This window comes from Marinomonas transparens, from assembly GCF_016463975.1.
In the GTDB taxonomy this organism is placed as follows: Bacteria; Pseudomonadota; Gammaproteobacteria; order Pseudomonadales; family Marinomonadaceae; genus Marinomonas; species Marinomonas transparens.
In genome coordinates this window covers 306987-324104 of the sequence record NZ_JAEMNX010000003.1, presented here as the reverse complement: position 1 = coordinate 324104, position 17118 = coordinate 306987, and the positions used below count along the sequence as shown (strand labels likewise).

Annotated in this window: 21 protein-coding genes and 1 pseudogene; 14 read left to right on the top strand and 8 right to left on the bottom strand. The window is 43.0% G+C overall.

The window, feature by feature from the left end; translation table 11 throughout:
* Nucleotides 1–9 precede the first annotated feature (9 nt).
* From I8J31_RS06270 to I8J31_RS06265, 3 genes and pseudogenes are all read right to left on the bottom strand, one after another.
* Nucleotides 10–510: a GGDEF domain-containing protein gene (locus I8J31_RS06270; RefSeq protein ID WP_199467415.1), complete on the bottom strand. Its 501-nt coding sequence runs from the start codon at nucleotides 508–510 to the stop codon at nucleotides 10–12.
* Nucleotides 511–1011 (bottom strand): annotated as a pseudogene (locus I8J31_RS21200) (hypothetical protein); the annotation flags it as partial.
* Nucleotides 1012–1317: 306 nt separating this feature from the next.
* Nucleotides 1318–1794 (bottom strand): LabA-like NYN domain-containing protein, encoded by a 477-nt coding sequence (locus tag I8J31_RS06265; RefSeq protein ID WP_199467414.1) that lies wholly within the window; start codon nucleotides 1792–1794, stop codon nucleotides 1318–1320.
* Between the two features lie 125 nt (nucleotides 1795–1919).
* On the opposite strand from I8J31_RS06265, the gene I8J31_RS06260 reads away from it, so the two are divergent.
* Nucleotides 1920–2288, top strand: coding sequence for a DUF4870 family protein (locus I8J31_RS06260; protein WP_199467413.1), 369 nt, complete (start codon nucleotides 1920–1922; stop codon nucleotides 2286–2288).
* 15 nt (nucleotides 2289–2303) lie between these two features.
* Here the strand turns inward: I8J31_RS06260 and I8J31_RS06255 are convergent, their stop codons facing one another.
* Nucleotides 2304–3218 carry an aq_1923 C-terminal domain gene (locus I8J31_RS06255; protein WP_199467412.1) on the bottom strand — a complete coding sequence of 305 codons (915 nt, stop codon included), beginning with the start codon at nucleotides 3216–3218 and terminating at the stop codon, nucleotides 2304–2306.
* Nucleotides 3219–3406: 188 nt separating this feature from the next.
* On the opposite strand from I8J31_RS06255, the gene I8J31_RS06250 reads away from it, so the two are divergent.
* Together I8J31_RS06250 and I8J31_RS06245 are read left to right on the top strand one after the other, a co-directional pair.
* On the top strand, nucleotides 3407–4690 hold the full coding sequence (locus I8J31_RS06250; protein ID WP_233402609.1) for a ribonuclease J: 1284 nt from the start codon (nucleotides 3407–3409) through the stop codon (nucleotides 4688–4690).
* Nucleotides 4691–4852: 162 nt separating this feature from the next.
* Nucleotides 4853–5305: a DUF1842 domain-containing protein gene (locus tag I8J31_RS06245; RefSeq protein ID WP_199467411.1), complete on the top strand. Its 453-nt coding sequence runs from the start codon at nucleotides 4853–4855 to the stop codon at nucleotides 5303–5305.
* On the opposite strand, the gene epmB is transcribed toward I8J31_RS06245, so the two are convergent.
* A complete protein-coding gene (epmB, locus tag I8J31_RS06240; RefSeq protein ID WP_199467410.1) occupies nucleotides 5302–6321 on the bottom strand; it encodes an EF-P beta-lysylation protein EpmB in 1020 nt (339 codons plus the stop codon). The genes I8J31_RS06245 and epmB overlap by 4 nt on opposite strands.
* Nucleotides 6322–6523: 202 nt before the next feature.
* On the opposite strand from epmB, the gene efp reads away from it, so the two are divergent.
* The gene (gene efp / locus I8J31_RS06235) at nucleotides 6524–7099 is read left to right on the top strand and encodes an elongation factor P (RefSeq protein WP_199467409.1); all 576 of its coding nucleotides are present in this window, start codon (nucleotides 6524–6526) and stop codon (nucleotides 7097–7099) included.
* Between the two features lie 126 nt (nucleotides 7100–7225).
* The gene (locus tag I8J31_RS06230) at nucleotides 7226–7567 is read left to right on the top strand and encodes a DUF4405 domain-containing protein (protein ID WP_199467408.1); all 342 of its coding nucleotides are present in this window, start codon (nucleotides 7226–7228) and stop codon (nucleotides 7565–7567) included.
* An 80-nt stretch (nucleotides 7568–7647) separates the two neighbouring features.
* Here the strand turns inward: I8J31_RS06230 and I8J31_RS06225 are convergent, their stop codons facing one another.
* On the bottom strand, nucleotides 7648–8547 hold the full coding sequence (locus I8J31_RS06225; protein WP_199467407.1) for a LysR family transcriptional regulator: 900 nt from the start codon (nucleotides 8545–8547) through the stop codon (nucleotides 7648–7650).
* Nucleotides 8548–8673: 126 nt separating this feature from the next.
* Here I8J31_RS06225 and I8J31_RS06220 point away from each other — a divergent pair, with 126 nt between their 5' ends.
* Together I8J31_RS06220 and I8J31_RS06215 are read left to right on the top strand one after the other, a co-directional pair.
* A complete protein-coding gene (locus I8J31_RS06220; RefSeq protein ID WP_199467406.1) occupies nucleotides 8674–9240 on the top strand; it encodes a hypothetical protein in 567 nt (188 codons plus the stop codon).
* Nucleotides 9241–9243: 3 nt separating this feature from the next.
* Nucleotides 9244–9501, top strand: a complete 258-nt coding sequence (locus tag I8J31_RS06215; protein WP_325101173.1) for an Atu4866 domain-containing protein — start codon at nucleotides 9244–9246, stop codon at nucleotides 9499–9501.
* Between the two features lie 109 nt (nucleotides 9502–9610).
* On the opposite strand, the gene I8J31_RS06210 is transcribed toward I8J31_RS06215, so the two are convergent.
* Nucleotides 9611–10054 carry a DoxX family protein gene (locus I8J31_RS06210; protein WP_199467405.1) on the bottom strand — a complete coding sequence of 148 codons (444 nt, stop codon included), beginning with the start codon at nucleotides 10052–10054 and terminating at the stop codon, nucleotides 9611–9613.
* Between the two features lie 400 nt (nucleotides 10055–10454).
* Between I8J31_RS06210 and cutA the strand changes: the two genes are divergently transcribed.
* From cutA to I8J31_RS06190, 4 genes are all read left to right on the top strand, one after another.
* On the top strand, nucleotides 10455–10784 hold the full coding sequence (cutA, locus tag I8J31_RS06205; RefSeq protein WP_199467404.1) for a divalent cation tolerance protein CutA: 330 nt from the start codon (nucleotides 10455–10457) through the stop codon (nucleotides 10782–10784).
* Nucleotides 10785–10833: 49 nt separating this feature from the next.
* Nucleotides 10834–11124 carry a chorismate mutase gene (locus I8J31_RS06200; RefSeq protein WP_199467403.1) on the top strand — a complete coding sequence of 97 codons (291 nt, stop codon included), beginning with the start codon at nucleotides 10834–10836 and terminating at the stop codon, nucleotides 11122–11124.
* A 300-nt stretch (nucleotides 11125–11424) separates the two neighbouring features.
* Nucleotides 11425–11838 (top strand): EamA family transporter, encoded by a 414-nt coding sequence (locus tag I8J31_RS06195; protein WP_325101172.1) that lies wholly within the window; start codon nucleotides 11425–11427, stop codon nucleotides 11836–11838.
* Nucleotides 11839–11857: 19 nt separating this feature from the next.
* Nucleotides 11858–12484, top strand: coding sequence for a LysE family translocator (locus I8J31_RS06190; protein WP_199467402.1), 627 nt, complete (start codon nucleotides 11858–11860; stop codon nucleotides 12482–12484).
* Nucleotides 12485–12526: 42 nt separating this feature from the next.
* Here I8J31_RS06190 and I8J31_RS06185 read toward each other — a convergent pair whose 3' ends face one another.
* Nucleotides 12527–13369, bottom strand: a complete 843-nt coding sequence (locus tag I8J31_RS06185; RefSeq protein WP_199467401.1) for a LysR family transcriptional regulator — start codon at nucleotides 13367–13369, stop codon at nucleotides 12527–12529.
* An 89-nt stretch (nucleotides 13370–13458) separates the two neighbouring features.
* On the opposite strand from I8J31_RS06185, the gene I8J31_RS06180 reads away from it, so the two are divergent.
* The 3 genes from I8J31_RS06180 (at nucleotide 13459) to I8J31_RS06170 (ending at nucleotide 17099) form a co-directional block, all read left to right on the top strand.
* A complete protein-coding gene (locus I8J31_RS06180; RefSeq protein ID WP_199467400.1) occupies nucleotides 13459–13683 on the top strand; it encodes a hypothetical protein in 225 nt (74 codons plus the stop codon).
* 70 nt (nucleotides 13684–13753) lie between these two features.
* On the top strand, nucleotides 13754–14731 hold the full coding sequence (gene epmA, locus I8J31_RS06175) for an EF-P lysine aminoacylase EpmA (RefSeq protein ID WP_199467399.1): 978 nt from the start codon (nucleotides 13754–13756) through the stop codon (nucleotides 14729–14731).
* A gap of 103 nt (nucleotides 14732–14834) precedes the next feature.
* On the top strand, nucleotides 14835–17099 hold the full coding sequence (locus I8J31_RS06170) for an ATP-binding protein (RefSeq protein ID WP_233402607.1): 2265 nt from the start codon (nucleotides 14835–14837) through the stop codon (nucleotides 17097–17099).
* Nucleotides 17100–17118: the final 19 nt, after the last annotated feature.

The following is a 17118-nucleotide window of genomic DNA, read 5'->3' as shown; positions in this document are numbered from 1 at the left end:
TATTCGCTTTTATCCACTGCATACTTGGTTACGGCCAGCGTTTTTAGCTCGATAAAGGTTCTTATCTGCTAATCGTAAAAATTCATTGAAAGCTTGTCCATATTGGAACTTAGAAACGCCGATACTGACGGTGATATTAATGTCTGTTTCTTCATGAGCAAAGGTAGACTGTTCAACCGTTCTGCGAAGACTTTCTGCAAGAGATAGAGCCTCGTTATCAGGAGCTTCTTCTAATATAACTAAAAACTCTTCTCCGCCTAAGCGGTAGATGTCTTTAGAGTCCACGCGGGACTTTAGTAGTTCAGTCATTTCAATTAGGATTTTATCTCCTGTCTCATGACCAAACTGATCATTGATGCTTTTGAAGTGATCAATATCTATGACTAGGGTGTGAAGGTTTTCTTGATTGTCTTTAATTGACTCAAAGAAAAGCTTTAAAGCATGGCGATTCTGAATACCAGTTAGCGCATCACCTAGGGCCATTTTTTGTAATGCTAAGTGAACTGTCATTCTGTGCCTTTCGTAAAGGTGGCAAATCGTCCAAACACTAAAATAAGCAAGTGTGAAGTTGAGTACAGAGCGGTAGGGTATATTATGGTCGAGATCGCTTCGCAAAAATAAAATTCCAGCAAGAGGAAAGAAAGCGATCAGGCTAAAGGTTAGGCCTTTTTGAGTCCCTAACAGCATGTAATAAATAAGTGGTAGGGCAAAAGACCAATAGATGGGACCAGCTCTTAAGTCTGCGACGGAGATGACGCTTATTATTCCAATTGTAGTAATAAGGCTGAGGACGTAATGGTGCCATTCTTTTACTTCTTTTTTTAGTGAATGAAAGAAAACATAAGCACAAAAGATAGAGGCTAGAAATTGGTAGGTTCCAATAGCAGGCTGATTTAAAATAAAGAAGTTTAAGCTCGCGAAGAAAAGTTGGACAAGGAAAAGTATCAGGCTGAGCGACTTTGATAGAGTGCTTTTTATTTCCGATATCAGAGGTGTTTTCTGGGACTTCATTTGCTTCATCGCTTTAAATTAAGGTGATATATAACCCCAGCTGTTCTAGAGCAATAATTAGAACCGTATTGATTTGGTAATGTTATATTACTTTTTGTGTTTAATGCTAGGGAAGGCGAGAATAAGTCTACTATGCCCCGATAATTTCTCCTGCATTGCCCTAATTACCTACATTCCTTTAGAGTCGCACCCGATGTTACTCCTCGTGATTTACTCAATCACAGGGAGGGTTTGGATAAACCTAGAATAGAGCTTTTGATCCCATTCTTTGTCTTTATTTATTTTATAGAAATAAAAGAGATGGGGCTATTTTAGTAACAAGGTTTGGTCAATAGGAATGAACCTTGTTGCTGACTTGATTAAAGAGAGTGCGGTTAACGGCTCTGCACCATACACCTCGATTTGTGTTTGGTATTTTTCTCTTAATGTTTTTGCCAAGAGATCAAAATCACCGTCGCCAGACGCTAATACTAATACGTCACTGTCTTTTCCGTATTCGATGCCATCGATGGCAATGCCTACGTCCCAGTCGCCTTTTGCTGAACCGTCTGAACGCTGAATATAAGGTTTGAGTTTGACCTCAAATCCTATCGCCCTAAGAATATTTTGGAATTGACGTTGCTTTTCATCTCCTCTGTCTATGGCATAGGCGATGGCTTTGATGACGTTACGTCCTGCGGTAGCTTGGCGCCAAAAAGCGTTGTAATCAAAAGGCCGGCCAAAGGATTGGCGAGTGGTGTAATAGATGTTTTGTACATCGACTAAAAGCGTTACGTCTGTCATCTTTATCCTAGGAGTGGGTAAGTATGCTTACGGTACAAAGATTCATCTTGAAAAGAAACTAAATGGACAAATATAAAGCAGGTCATGTGAGGCCTTTGCAAGATATTACGAGGAATAAAATGGATATGTCAGGATTCGAACCAGATCGTCCTCCAAGGCCGTTAACCCCAAAAGAAGATAATGCAAAAAGTAATGTGGTGATCGCTTATATTTTTATGTTGTTAGGGATTTTTACTGGGGTGTTTTGGTTGATCGGTGCGATTTGGGCCATGGTTAAAGTTAGCGATGCGCGTGGTACTTTTTTTGAAGATCATTATAGCAATATCATTAGTACTTTTTGGTGGGGGATATTTCTAAGTGTTACTGGTTTCATTCTCACCTTGTTCTTTGTTGGCTATATCCTGCTATTTTTAGTGTGGATTTGGTCTATCTTCCGCATGGTGAAAGGCATTGCTAGAGCAACGTCGAATCAACCGTTTCGAGTGTTTTATTAGGGTGTAAAGAACACGCTAGGGTTTGATGGCCACATGCATATTCGTTTTATCTGCCAGCTGTTTGTCTTTGCTGAGCAGATAGAGTTCGCCGAGTGACAGGGGCGAATCAGGGTGGATAGATATTTCTAGATGTTGAGTATTTGATCGGTCGGTTGAGGTGAGGTAATCCGTCAGTGTCTTTGCTATCTCTACATTGCGCTGTGATGTGGCTTCTGCCAGTCCCCATGTATGGGTATCACTTTTTAAACGTTCAAACATGATTTTTTTTATGTTGTTTTCATTGCCATAGGTCGGCCATAGGTGTTGGATTAATCCAGCGTCTTGAAAGCTGAGCTTGATGTCATAAAAAGTGATGTCATCACCGTAAATGAGAAAGATAGCTTCGGGTTGACCAAAGGCCATGGAGGCCAGCATGTCTGTACGTATTTCTTGAATCAGCGCGGCATTGAGTTGAGTTTTCATTTGATTCGCCAAGCTGAATTGGCCAAGCCCTTTAATGTCTAGCGCCATGTTTGAAGTGACATGCTGATCTTGCTGTAAAGAAGTAAATCGTCCATTTCCCGCTAACTCGGTTAATCCTGCCATTTTCATTAAGTGTTGAGTGTCATTAGATAACTTCTTGATGGCGGTTTGGTTTAGTTGGAATGTCACGTCGAGTACTTGGTTATTGAAGAGTCCCTTATTAAGGGTAATGGAATCAAAGATGAGCCAAGGGTATGTTGGGTTGCCAAAACTCACTTGGTGAAAGCTGAGTGATAAGGTGAAAGGGTCAATGGAAACATCATGAAACCGAACAAAAGAGGCTAACCCTGTTTGATCAAGTTGAGCTTGTATTTGTTTGTTTAAAAAAGTCACTCCTAGAGTTTGTATTCCCACAACGCCCAGAGCGACAATGAAAAGGCCAACTAGACTGATTTTGATAACTTTCATCTTTAACTTATCTGACGAGTGAGCTGAGATCTTAACGGAAAGTGCGTACCATAGACAAAATTCTAGCGGCCTATTTTAGTTTTTGTACAGGCTAAGTCGTGATTCTCAAGGAGTACTTCATTTCATCTTTAATACCCTCATCACAAGATTTATGGTTCTTGCCCCTTGGCGGCACAGGTGAAATCGGCATGAACATGAATTTGTATGGTCATGACGGCCAATGGTTAATGGTCGATTGTGGCGTTTCTTTTAATGAGCCGCTCAAGCCTGATGATCTGCTTACCTCTGAAATTGTATGTGCCGATCCTACTTTTATTAGCGAGCAGAAAGAGCGTCTAGCTGGCATTGTCATTACTCATGCCCATGAAGATCATGTGGGGGCTTTACCGTTTTTATGGCGGCGTTTCAAATGCCCTGTTTATACCACGGCGTTCACGGCCGAAGTGCTACGCCGTAAGCTGGTGCAAGTGGGGTTAACGGATCAGGTGCCTATCATTGTGGTTGAAGAAAATGAAACCAAGAAAATAGGTGTTTTTAATGTGAAATGGTTGGCCTTGACTCATTCTGTTCCAGAACCCTTTGCCATGATCATAGACACGTCAGCAGGGCGTATTTTTCATACTGGTGATTGGAAGATTGATAAAGCGCCTATTACTGGGGAAGGCTTTTCTCCCCAGCGTTTTAAAGCCTTAGCGAAAGAAAATATTCTCGCCATGGTGTGTGATTCGACCAATGCTTTAAAAGAAGGCTATTCGGCGTCAGAAAGCGATTGTTATCAAGGTTTGTTAAGTACCATTGCCGTAGAAAAGAATCGTGTGGTAGTGGGCTGCTTTAGTAGCAATGTGGCGCGTTTAATTGCTTTGGGTCGAGTTGCCAAAGAAAGCGGACGCTATCTTGCACTGATTGGCCGGTCTCTTATTAATATGGTCAGCGCAGCGAGAGCGACAGGGCATTGGCCAGATGATTTGCCTCTTATCGATGCGGCGCATCTTGGTTATTTACCTAGGGAGGAGGTATTAGCCGTAGTGACAGGAAGCCAAGGAGAGCCACGGGCAACATTGAACCGATTGGCCGCAGATAATTGTTTTGACTTGAGTCTTGAGGCCGATGACTTAGTGATTTTCAGCGCTATGCGAATTCCGGGTAATGAATTAGCAATAGATAGATTGGTGACACAGTTTCGTGGTCGTAAAATACGCACCTTACAGTCCCATGAGTCCGACGTATCTATTCATGTCAGTGGACACCCTTGTCGAGGGGAGCTTGGTGATTTGTATCAATGGACGCAACCCGAAATTGCCGTGCCGGTTCATGGTGAGCCCAAGCATTTAGATGGCAATGCGAATGTCGCTGAGCAAAATCATGTGCCTTGTCAGCTGGTGGGCAGAAATGGTGACCTGTATCAGTTTTCCCCACAAATTCGAATATTACGACAGCAAGTGAAGGCGGGTCGTATTGCATTGTTGCGTTAGTGATAAGGTCTGATGTCTTTCAGGCATATGTCTGTAACGACATGTAATTCTATGTAGGGTTGTTATTCTTCTTGTAAATAATCTATGCTCTATGAGAACGGTTCCATTAAATGCCATTTGTGACTTGTAAGTGTTCGCCTAGATTGGCAAAAGGGAGGGGTTATGGATGTCGAAAGCCAGCGCACTGATATTTTTCATATTACTTATGAGAGTCAACGAGAAATTGCTGGTAAGCCAACACTGAAACTAAACCTATGGGTTGATACTGTGGATAAACAGGTTATGGGCGTTGGGCAGGTTTTTGAATCAGCAAGCTCTCCCGTTACTGTGCTTTCTGATGTGTCTGGCGGTTGGTTTCGCAGAGTTAATATGGCTTTTCCTCATATCTTGTTAGTGGCAGAAGGCCATGAGTCTTCCGCTTTACTTCCTAATGATGAGTCAGCCTCAGGGCTGAATTTGAGAATGAGAGTGTCCTTGGGTACTGATTGGCGATCAGGTGTAGTGCATTTTGAATATATGTCCAATCGTTATTGGCATACGGTTATCGGTGAAAGAATTACGGTTAATCTCGGTGCCCTGCATAAGCAGTTACAGGGGGCTACTCAGGCTCATTAGTTCTTTTCCATTATTGGTGCAAACAATGTTTTCGCCGCCTTGCCCGGGATTTCTTTCGCCAGTTTAGGCACCAAGTAGCCGGGCAATTGTGCGGCCACTTTACCCATTAAACGTTGAGCCTCTTCTACCGTAATGTCAAAGTGTGCCGCACCTTCTACTGGGTCTAAGGTAAACAGGTAGTAGGGTAAAATACCGGCTGAAAAAACCGCCTCACTGAGATTCACTTGTGCTTCAACCGAATCATTTACCCCTTTTAGTAACACCCCTTGATTTAGTAAGGTGGCACCAGCGTGTTTCAACTTAAGCGCAGCTTGGGTTAGCTCCATGTCTACTTCGTTGGCGTGATTGATATGCCACACCATGATGATGTCGAGACGACTTTGTGTGATCCAATCCAACATATCTGCACAAACTCGTTGGGGAATCACTACTGGCAGGCGGGAATGAATGCGTAGCCGCTTGATCTGCGGTAGGGCTTCTAGCTTACGAACCTTGTCGGCGAGTAGGGCGTCTTTCATCATTAAAGGGTCGCCACCGCTGAGAATCACCTCATTTACTTCCGGATGCTGTGCTAGGTAATCGATGACCGATTGCCATTCAGCTTGGGCTAATTGATTGTCCCCATAAGGGAAGTGACGGCGAAAACAATAACGGCAGTTAACGGCACAGCTGCCTGTTGTGATGACTAACAAGCGTCGTTTGTATTTATGGACGATGGCTTTTTGTGGATTATGATCCGCTTCTTCCAGAGGGTCTTTGTTGTAGCCCGCGATCAGCAGCATCTCTTCTGCACTGGGTAAGACCTGCAACAGTAATGGGTCATTGGCGTTGCCATATTCAATACGTGATAGATAAGGGCGCGGCACCATGAGTTTAAAAGCGCGCTGTGCTTCACTTCCTTGTAATGCCAGCTCTTGGGGTAAACCCAGTTGCTCAATCAACTCTGGTAGGTCGGTAATTGCCCGTGCAAGATGCTCAGACCAGCTTAAATCGTTCTTTGTTTGAATTGGGATCACGTCAAATATCTGCAAAATTGAGTTGATTTAGGTTATGATTGCGCCAACTTATTTTTTGGCCAGTTAGGCCTGTGGCTCTTAGAGATCTTTGCAAACGGCCTTTTCCTCATCAAAAAAGAGGTTAAAAGATGTTTGCAGAGATCTTAATGCTGACATGATACGTCAGTCTGAGCCTTTTCTCTAAAATATACTGTGAGGATGTATGGCTAATATTTCTACCAGCGATATGCGTACCGGCGCGAAAGTAATGGTCGATGGCGACCCATGTTCTGTTTTAGACAATGAACACGTAAGGCCGGGTAAAGGCCAAGCCTTTAATCGCCTAAAACTGCGTAACCTAAAAACAGGCCGTGTATGGGAGCGTACCTTTAAATCGGGTGAGTCTCTTGAAGGTGCCGATGTTATGGAAACCGACATGGAGTATTTGTATACCGACGGTGAATTTTGGCACTTCATGGCGGTTGATGGCTCCTTCGAGCAACATGCCGCCGACGAAAATGCGGTAGGCGAAACCAAGAAATGGCTGAAAGAGCAGGAAAAATACGTAGTGACACTTTATAACGGTGCGCCATTGCTCATCACGCCACCAAACTTCATTGAACTGGAAGTGACAGAGACAGATCCTGGTCTAAAAGGCGACACAGCGAATGGCGGCTCTAAACCCGCTTTCTTGACCACTGGTGCTATGGTTCGTGTGCCATTGTTCATCAATATTGGGGAAGTACTGCGAGTGGATACACGTAGTGGTGAATACGTATCCCGTGCAACAGGTAAGTAATCTGTTAACAAGCATTTAGCGAATCAAAGGCCCTCCCTATGAAAATAGGGAGGGCCTTTTTTTGATCGGACTTTAGCTATGGATTGCGTTAAGATGAGAAAAGCAACGAAACCTAGGAGAGATCATATGTTTAGAAAGTTCGTCTCAGTGGCTCTATTCGTTTCCTTTCTCGCTATGTCGACATCAGGCTTGATGATGTTTGTTATCGAGAAACCGTCCTTCACTATTCAAATGCACCCGGTTCATAAGCTCTTCGGTATTATTATGATACTCGCGGTGATTTGCCACTTAACCTATAACTACAAACCTATTCTAAAGTACGTACAAAACCGATCCGTTGCTCTGTTTGGTGGTGTACTGGTTTGTGTATTGGTTCTTCTTTATGGTGTCGTCATAAACAACGAAGTACCTGCTGAAATTGCTATCCCAATGGATAACCTTGCAGCGGAAGCGGAAGGGCACGAGTAAAGTTGTAATTGTTATATAGTTGACGGTGGAATAGTAGGTATTTATTAATTTTTAGGTGAATACGTACCGCATCAACTTGTTTATGTTTGTTCCCATGTTTTAACAAAATTCACCATAGCTCTTAGTTTAGGTGCCATATTCTCTCTGTTGGGGTAAAAGAAGTAAAAGCCTGAAAAGGTTGGTAGAAATTCTTCGAGCAAGGGTATGAGCGTTCCTACTTTTATGTAGGGCTGAAATACTTCTTCGGTCGCAAAAGTGATTCCACCACCTGCCAGTGCGACACGTAACATCAATCGAATGTCGTTGGTGGTGATCTGAGGCTCTACAGAGACATCAAAACCTTTTCCATTTTCATTAAATTCCCAATAATAGGGGCTACTATTTAGCTTTGGACGCCAGCCAATGCAGCGGTGGGAGAGTAAATCTTTGGGGTGATTCGGCTTACCGTGTTGTATCAGGTAGTCTGGTGAGGCAACCACCATGTCTCGTTGTAAACCACTGATAGGTAGGGCGACCATATCTTGTTCTAGACTGTCGCCAAGACGCACGCCAGCATCAAATCCTGCTTTCACAATATCAAACTCATCATCGGTGACCGTGATATCAAGCTCGATTTCTGGGTGTTTTTTGGAAAATTCGACAATAAATTGCCCGGATAAAAAAGGCTCAGCAATGGACGTAGCGGCTATTTTTAGCAATCCCCGTGGGGTTTTATGGCTAGCGACATTTTCTAAAGAAGAATGCACATTATCCAACTGAGTGTGTACTTGGCTGAAAAGATGTTCGCCTGCTTCCGTTAATTTTACGCTTCTTGTGGTTCGGGTGAATAATGCGATGCCGAGTTGATCTTCAAGTTTTCTTATCATCTGACTGACTGCAGATCGTGTTATGCCAAGTCTATCGGCGGCCGCTCGGAAGTTATGTTCTTCGACGACGGCAATAAATACCGGCAAGATGTTTAAGTCTATTTTTATTGTCATTATTTACTTACCAATATGTAAATGAGTGACTATCTACTTTAATCAATATCGCTTTTTTATAATGACAAAGCAAGTTGAGACATACCAGTGTATGGATCATATTTTGACGAATATAAGAGGCGAATCATGACATATCTAGCATCTGCACTTTCTGTAATAGTTCTATCAAGCTTGGGCTCTGGGCTGCTTCATGCAGCGGAAAATACGTGTGAGCAAACTGGCGTAAATTCACCTTTAGTACTCCACAAGGATTGGATAATGATGGGGTGGGAAAAGAAAAAAAATGCCCCTGAGTTTATTTTTGCTAATAAAATGGCCCGTTACTACAACTTGAAAGAACCTGAGGGGATTTATTGGGATAATTTCGCACCTGGGGAGAAACAGTTGTTTGACAATGCCGTGATCTATGGCGCTAACTGGGAAGGGTTACAAGCGAAAGCCGAATCTGTTACACACGCTTTAACGGAAGGGCACAGTGAGCTGATTGGCGATAAAGTGGCCTCAACTACCATAGGTTTTGTTGGCACAATAACACAAAAGACGGGTGCCATTATTCCATTTAATGGACGTTCGCAATTAGGTTGGCAATGTGACGAGGGTGAATGGAAAATTCATCAAGAATTAAATTATGCATGGGTTGTTAAGGTTCAAGATATTGCACACTACTATGAAGCGATGAAGGCGGGTTCTTGAAAAGTGGTGGCTAAAAATGGGCAGGAATCCCTGCATCCTTATGTGGGAGGGTGGAATACAGAGGGTAACTATATACGGCATCAACTTTTACCGAATAATCGATATATTGAAGCAAGAGGAGATAAAGAAGCTGCTTATCAAGGTCGCTATCGAGTCACTGGTGATTATATTGAATATTGGGATGATACCGGCTTCACTGCTGATGGAAAATTTATTAATGGTGTATTGCATCATGCAGGGATGATCTTGTATCGCCAGTAGTGCAGATTTCTTTGTCAATAAATGGTGTGAGAATGACGAAAAAATTGTGACATTAAAAAGCCCTCGGCACTTTCATACCGAGGGCTTTTTTGACCGCTAAACTTAAGCGTTATTTAAGTTTAGTCGCAATGATTTTATCAACAGAGATTGAACCTGCACCGCTGAAAGCAAGCGACACGGTTGCAGCCAATAGAGCCAATGCAAATTCGTAGCCATTGTTTGACATGAACAAGCCATTTACAAAGTGAACGGAGAAAATGGCGATAACCATAGTGAATGCTGACACAATCGCTGCAGGGCGAACTAATAAACCAATGATAAGCGCGATACCACCAAAAAACTCGGCACTACCGGCCAATAATGCCATTAGGTAGCCGGGCTCAAGACCGATCGATGCCATCCATTGACCTGTTCCTTCAAGCCCGTAACCACCAAATGCGCCGAATAACTTTTGTGCGCCGTGGGCCATTAAAATAATGCCGACAGGGATGCGCAATAGGGTGCTTGCGATGCCAGAGGTGGTGTTGGTGATGTTTGCGATGAGTGCTTTCATGTAACGATTCCTGTTATTGATTAGTAAGTATGCTGCGCATTATAGGCAAAAGACAAAAAGTAAAAAGAGGAGAATCTTCAAGCTAATGTTCAAATAAATTGAAGGTAGTTCTCTTGTTAATATTGACGCGGCTTGGAACGCATTTTATTGATAAAGTTCACGGCTTAAGAAAAAAATCGGCTGAGTTTCATGTTGATTGAACAATGTATTGGTACGCACAGCAGTCGTGTAAAGGCCTCATCCTGTTTAATATTTCAATTGGGCCCATTTTAGTATTCCTCTGGTTTAGTGATGGCATATTTGTATACCTATTGACAAAAAATGTGCGTGAAATCAGTATCATAGGCTAATGTTTTAGCTATCAGGCCTTGTTGTGGATTTTGGGAGAATAAGAATAGTGGTGGAATTTAAATTGGAAATTTATGCACCAGAGGAAGAGGTCATGGCTATTCGTGATGTCTTAATTGATGCTGGTGTAGGGGTGGTGGGGGATTACGATAGTGTTATTTCTATTGTAAAAATTTCAGGTTTTTGGCGGCCCAATGAACGAGCGAACCCTATCACTGGAGTAAAAGGGCAGATTAACTTTGGTGAAGAGGTGAGAATAGAAGCAAGGTGTGAACAGAGCAAGGTTAAGCAAGCGATTGCAGCCATCAAAGCAGTTCATCCTTATGAAGAGCCTGTTATTAACATTATCCCATTGGCTAATCATGAATTTCTAAAGGCTTAGGTTATCGTTCGGTTTAAAGCGAAATAACATTGCATTACAGGAGAGAAGAATGACTGTAACCCTAGAAGAACTGCGTAGCAGTATTGATAATATCGACAACGCCATTGTCGCCATGTTGGCGGAGCGTTTTAAAGTGACCAACAAAGTGGGTCATTATAAGGCAGAAAATAACCTTCCCGCCCAAGATGTCGGTCGTGAGCAACAGCAATACGAACGTATGCAAGCACTTGCCTTTCAATACGGTCTGGATCCTGAATTTGCTCAGCATTTCTTATCTGTCATTGTGACGCAAGTGGTTGAAAACCATAAAGAGATTGCTCAAGAGGTTGCCCGCTCATAGTGTATTAGTACATCCGTTTCTTTTGCTTATGAGCTTACATAAGGTTTTTAGTTGTTGATAACCACTGTACTTATCAACAGTGTTTTCCAGCGGCCAACCACAATTTATACGCAAGCAGTCATGGTAAAAGTTGTGAGTGCTAAAGCAAGCGCCGCTGCGAATGTCGATGTTTAGCTGGTTGGCCTTTTGCTCAAGTTGCACTGCGTCTAAGTTAGGGATTTGCACCCAAAGAACGATCCCGCCTTGTGGCGAACTGATGTTAGCCGTATTGGGCAGATGCTCTTTTAGAAACTGCCGATTGTGAAACGAGCCAATACCCAGTCTATTTTTGCTTTTAACGTATTGGGTATGTTGTTTGCTCCCTTGCCTTTGTTATTACTAGCAGTAGTTTTTCACGGAGTAGAGGTTGTTACGAGCGCACCTGATTTGTTTAATCAAGGTGTCCTGTTCTCCGTTCTATTCCAAGCTTACCCAACGACACTTTTAGGTTACTGGTTCTGGAATAAAATGATCATGAAATACACGGTATCTGGCGTGGCTCCCATGACATTGCTGGTACCTGTTTTCGGTATATTAGGTGGTTATTGGTTTTATGATGAAGTCATCGGTATTTATCAAGTGATAGCCGCTGTGTTAATTCTAGCTGGTTTGTTTGTTGGGCAAATGTCATCATCTCAGTTTTTATCCAGTAAGAAAAAACTGAAAACGACCTAAACGACAAGGAGTTTGTTTTATGCAAGATATTCATTATGGTTTGATTTTAATTGCGGCGTTACTTGGGGTCGCTAGTCCTGGGCCGTCCACATTGGCGATTGCTGGAACATCGATGAATTCTGGCCGCCGTCACGGGGTTGCTATGGCGCTTGGAATACTAACCGGTTCTTTTATGTGGTCGTTTGCGGCGGCATTTGGTATGGCGGCCGTGATGTATGCGAATGCATGGCTATTCGATATGTTGCGTTATTTTGGCGCGGCGTATTTGCTGTTTTTAGCCTATAAGTCTTTTAAATCGACCTTGTCTCCTAAAGCGTTCATATTAGACAAAACAGTAACGCCTTCTGTGAAGGGAGACTACTTACGGGGTTTAGCAATTCATTTGACCAACCCTAAGGTGATCTTGTTTTTTGGGGCTCTATACACAATGGGGGTGCCGAGTACGGCTGGAATAGAGGGCCTGTTGTCTATTATTTTAGTGGTAGGATTACAGAGTGCTTGTGTGTTTTTAGGTTACGCAGTGTTGTTTTCCCATGCTCAGGTCAGAAATTTTTATTTCAAAATGAGTCGTGCTTTTGATTTTATCTTTGCGATCTTCTTTAGTGTGGCGGGTATTAAAATACTGATGAGCAAATTAAACACTTGATGAAAACTTGGTGAAAATATCTCGTTTCTAAAGCAAAGCCAGTTATTTATTTACTGGCTTTGCTTTTTCAGTTTCATCAAAAATAAGGTTGAGCCGTTGGATTAACCTTCGTACCTCGGGTAAATAACGATCTTCATGATGAGTAACCAGCCATTGGTCGTGACTTAATTCATCAATGGTATTGCCAACTTTCTGCAATAGAGGTTGAGCATCGCCAATGAAAGTGGGTAATAGGGCGATGCCTTTATTTTCAAGCGCGAGATCGAGACTGTTCCTTGGGCTACTCACCTCGCAAACGGCATTTTTACCTACCTTACTGTTTACCCACCTCGCAGACGGTGTGTCTGCCACCACTTTTATCCATACATCTGGGGCGCTTTCTGTGGCATAGGGAGCAAATTCAATACGAGCCAATTTACGGCAAACTAAAGCGTCTTCTTTTGGCCTTTGGTTGCGAAACCCGATGACTATTTCTCGGTGTGAAATAGCCAGTATTTTTTCTTCTGAGACGAAGCGCAGCAGTATGTCGGGTGGTGATCCTACGAGTTTATCTAGGTTTTTTAGTAAGGCGAGTGTTGTCCAAGTGCCAGCCGAAATCTTCACCAAAGGTCGAGAGGTTTTTTCAGGCGTTGCGGTTTGGTACAGAATTTGAGATTCAACTTGAGTCAGTTCTTCCAATAAAGACTTACCATCAAGGGTTAATTCGTAGCCTCGGTCGTGCCTGAAAAAGAGTTCCCGTTCCATGCTTCGTTCGAGTTCATGCATTCTTCTGCCTAATGTGGCGGGGCTACGCTGCGTCGATTTTGCGGCGGCGGAAAGCCCGCCTTCTCGTGCGACTGCTAGGAAAAGCTTCAAATCGTTCCAATCTATATCCTTTTCATTCATGAAAAGATCCTTTCGATATGTTTCATTGATGATCTGAAAATACCTCGTACTATGGCAATGAGTCAATCGTGGTAATGAAAGGGGTTAGCATGAAACAAGAGGTCGATTTGGAAGAAAAATACCATCGTTTTATGAAGGATGGTGGCGAGCCATTTCCTTATGCTTCTCCAACGCCTCAACAAATTGAAGAGCAGGCATTTTATGACGCCCATGGTGAGATGGGATGTCGTGTGTTTTTTTGTATTTTAGAGGCGCTTTGGAACGGCCTAGCTGCCATTAAAAAGCGTTTTGTCGGCCGCGCCAAGATAGAGTGACTGGTAATAGGAAAGGGGCGAAATGGATTCTTGTCTGCTACTATAGCCTTTATTTTTCAGAGCCTTTTCTATGTACCATGCTTCCCTTTGGCAGCCCAATGCCGATATTTTAACCTTGCAAAAACGTGCTCAATTATTAAAAACAATTCGAGCATTTTTTGATGATCTAGAAGTAATGGAAGTAGATACACAATGTTTGTCCTTAGGCAGTATTTCTGACCCTCATATCGAGGTGCTAACCTGCGAGACTCGTTCTCTAGGTGAAGACCTTACTTACTATCTGCAAACCTCACCTGAATATGCCATGAAGCGTTTGTTATGTGCAGGCTCGGATTCTATTTATCAATTAGGTAAGGTGTTTCGTGCAGAAGATGTTGGTCGTCGTCACAGTATCGAATTCACCATGTTGGAATGGTATCGGGTAGGATTTGATCACTGGCAACTTATGGCGGAAATAGAGACACTATTGTCTGTACTGCTTAATGAGTCTGCACTTAAGTGTGAGCGATTGAGTTATCAGAATGCGTTTCTCCAACATACACAATTAGACCCTTTCACAGCCGCTCTTTCTCAATTACAAGAATATGCCCACCAGCACACCGAATATGGTTTGCAAGAAGACGATAGAGATACCCTATTAGAATTGATTTTTTCAAGTGTTATTGAGCCGGCTATTGGGCAAGTTTCCCCCTGTTTTATTCATAGTTACCCTGCCTCTCAAGCGGCTTTGGCAAAAACTCATGTAGACGATACGGGTAATCAGGTCGCGGCGCGTTTTGAGTTGTATTGGCAAGGCATGGAGTTGGCGAATGGGTATCACGAATTAACGGATGCTGAGGAACAGTCCCGTCGCTTTGTTCAAGATAAAGCGGCTCGTTATTCATTAAAGCGTGCGGAGCGTCAATTTGATGAACGTCTTATCAGTGCCTTACAAAGCGGTATGCCGGAATGCGCTGGTGTGGCGCTTGGGGTGGATAGGTTGTTAATGCTTATGTGTTGTAAAACACATATTTCAGACGTGCTGCCTTTTGCCCATGATCGAGCGTGAATTGACAACAATGATAGTATTACTTTTGCATCCTATTAAAAAATGAAAAGAGTGAGTTAAAACCCTTTTGATGAATGTATGGAAAGCCAATGTTGGTTTTAAAATGAAATGGTCGGTTGCTTCCAAGTACTTGGTTTGGCTGTGGATTGTTGCACTTGCTCTTGTTGCTCTAGTGAGCTGGAAAGGTGGTGAAGCGGTAAAAACAGGACAAATCAAAAAGCTCAGAATTGAATCGTCACTGCAGCTTAATCAACTAGCCAGTGTGTTGGAAAGTGCCATTGCTAAATACCAACATATGCCTACATTATTGGCGGCTAACGATAGGGTGAAAAAGGCGTTACAAGATGGTTTTGAAGCTGATATTAGTCATCTGAATCGTGAGTTGGAGCAGATTAATCGCATAACAGAAGCGTCAGACAGTTACATACTCAATGCGGATGGTTTGACCATCGCCGCCTCAAATTATCAAAAAGACACCAGTTTCGTTGGTCGTAATTTTTCCTTTCGACCTTATTTTCAGGACGCAATGCAGGGCAAAGCGGGGCGTTATTATGCCCTGGGAACTACCTCTAATCGTCGTGGCTATTATTTCTCCTATCCCGTCTATGTTGACGAATCTATTGTTGGTGTCGCCGTGGTTAAAGTGGATCTCACTCAGTTTGAAAAACGCTTTGCCAATCAAAGTTATGAATTTTTGTTACTGGATCCTGATGGTGTTGTGTTTAGTGGGTCTCGTTCTGCTTGGTTGTATCGTGTATTGGGCGAGCTATCCTATGAAGAGTTACAGCGCATTGCCGATTCACAACGCTATCGGGATCAGCCGATTGAAAAACTGGCCATTGTTTATCAAAAACCGTTCGATGAAGTCTCTCAAATTGTCGATTTTTTAGAAACCAATACGGTGAATGGTGAATTAGAGCGTCGCTCATTTCTTAAGATGAGCCGACCCATTCGATTACTGGGTTTTACCATTTCTATTCTGGCGCCATTAAAAAACATCAATGAAGAAATTGCCCTGTGGCGCGCTATTTTTGCGGGTGGTGTGACCATCACTGGGTTATTGTTTGGTCTTGCTATGTTGCGTACACGCATGTTGCGAGAAAGGTCAGATGCCAATGAAATGACCCGTCATAATCAAGCTTATATCCGTGAAGTGATTCAAAATACTCAGGCGGGTTTGGTAACCTTAGACGAATTCTACAAAATTGAGTCTTTTAACCCTGCGGTCGAAAAGCTTGTGGGCCAGCCATTAGCGCCTTTAGTAGGGCAGCCTTTGAATGTGTTGTTTCAATCTGTCGAGCAAAAGCTTCGGCCTTCTGTAGAGCAAGATGCTTCTTACCGAATTGACCCTGAGAATGTATTGGATTCAGCCGGTGATTTAGGCGTTAAAGTACTGACGAGAGAAGGACGTTTATGTTATTCCAATCAGTCTTCTGTGCCGGTGGAAATGACCCTATGTGAAATGCAACTCCCTAATCGTCGCAGTTACTTGGTGACCTTTCATGATATGACGGAGCGTAAACGTTATGAGCAAGAAATTACCCAAGCAAGAAAAGAGTTAGAAGAGCGGGTGCGAGAGCGAACCTTTGAACTGGAGGGGGCTAATACGCGTTTACGTCAAGAGATTACAGAGCATAAAGGCACTCAGCGGGAGTTGATACAAACCGCAAAACTGGCAGTGTTAGGGCAATTAAGTGCAGGCTTGAATCATGAATTGAACCAGCCTTTGACGGCGATTCGTGCTTTTGCCGGTAATGGTTTGAAGTTTTTAGATCGCAAGCAGTATGAACAGGCCCATGCCAACCTACAGCATATTAGTCAGCTGGGTCATCATATGGGTGACATCATTGCGCGTTTTAAGGTATTTGCTCGTAAGGGTGATGTGCATCAAGGTCCAATAGCGGTACAGACGGCCATTATGGGCGCTTTAAAAATCATGGAAACACGCTACAAAGAAGTGGGGATTGAACTGCTTGTGACGGAAGATCAAGACCTGATAGTAAATGGTGATATGGTCTTTCTGGAGCAGGTTTTAGTCAATTTATTAGCGAACGCCGCTGATGCCATTGTTGAATCAAACATGGACTCTAAGCGAGTGGTGGTTGAACAAACGGGGACTGAGACACAGGTGATGATTCGCATTCAAGATTCGGGGAATGGTTTAGGTGAAGAAGCGATTAAACACCTTTTCGAACCCTTTTTTACTTCAAAACCTTCTGGTTTAGGCTTGGGGCTAGGCCTTTCTATTAGTCAACGAATTATCGATGCCATGGGAGGACAAATCAGAGCCCATAACCTAACCAACGGTGGGGCTGAATTTTGTGTTACGCTACCGCGCTTTCAATCGTCTTTATTGACTATCACTTAAATGACCAACGTCCTAAATA

Coding starts and splice junctions, on each gene's coding strand:
- I8J31_RS06270 (WP_199467415.1), bottom strand. CDS start 510: ATGACAGTTCACTTAGCATTACAAAAAATGGCCCTAGGTGATGCGCTA.
- I8J31_RS06265 (WP_199467414.1), bottom strand. CDS start 1,794: ATGACAGACGTAACGCTTTTAGTCGATGTACAAAACATCTATTACACC.
- I8J31_RS06260 (WP_199467413.1), top strand. CDS start 1,920: ATGTCAGGATTCGAACCAGATCGTCCTCCAAGGCCGTTAACCCCAAAA.
- I8J31_RS06255 (WP_199467412.1), bottom strand. CDS start 3,218: ATGAAAGTTATCAAAATCAGTCTAGTTGGCCTTTTCATTGTCGCTCTG.
- I8J31_RS06250 (WP_233402609.1), top strand. CDS start 3,407: ATGAACATGAATTTGTATGGTCATGACGGCCAATGGTTAATGGTCGAT.
- I8J31_RS06245 (WP_199467411.1), top strand. CDS start 4,853: ATGGATGTCGAAAGCCAGCGCACTGATATTTTTCATATTACTTATGAG.
- efp (WP_199467409.1), top strand. CDS start 6,524: ATGGCTAATATTTCTACCAGCGATATGCGTACCGGCGCGAAAGTAATG.
- I8J31_RS06230 (WP_199467408.1), top strand. CDS start 7,226: ATGTTTAGAAAGTTCGTCTCAGTGGCTCTATTCGTTTCCTTTCTCGCT.
- I8J31_RS06225 (WP_199467407.1), bottom strand. CDS start 8,547: ATGACAATAAAAATAGACTTAAACATCTTGCCGGTATTTATTGCCGTC.
- I8J31_RS06220 (WP_199467406.1), top strand. CDS start 8,674: ATGACATATCTAGCATCTGCACTTTCTGTAATAGTTCTATCAAGCTTG.
- I8J31_RS06210 (WP_199467405.1), bottom strand. CDS start 10,054: ATGAAAGCACTCATCGCAAACATCACCAACACCACCTCTGGCATCGCA.
- I8J31_RS06200 (WP_199467403.1), top strand. CDS start 10,834: ATGACTGTAACCCTAGAAGAACTGCGTAGCAGTATTGATAATATCGAC.
- I8J31_RS06190 (WP_199467402.1), top strand. CDS start 11,858: ATGCAAGATATTCATTATGGTTTGATTTTAATTGCGGCGTTACTTGGG.
- I8J31_RS06185 (WP_199467401.1), bottom strand. CDS start 13,369: ATGAATGAAAAGGATATAGATTGGAACGATTTGAAGCTTTTCCTAGCA.
- I8J31_RS06180 (WP_199467400.1), top strand. CDS start 13,459: ATGAAACAAGAGGTCGATTTGGAAGAAAAATACCATCGTTTTATGAAG.
- epmA (WP_199467399.1), top strand. CDS start 13,754: ATGTACCATGCTTCCCTTTGGCAGCCCAATGCCGATATTTTAACCTTG.
- I8J31_RS06170 (WP_233402607.1), top strand. CDS start 14,835: ATGAAATGGTCGGTTGCTTCCAAGTACTTGGTTTGGCTGTGGATTGTT.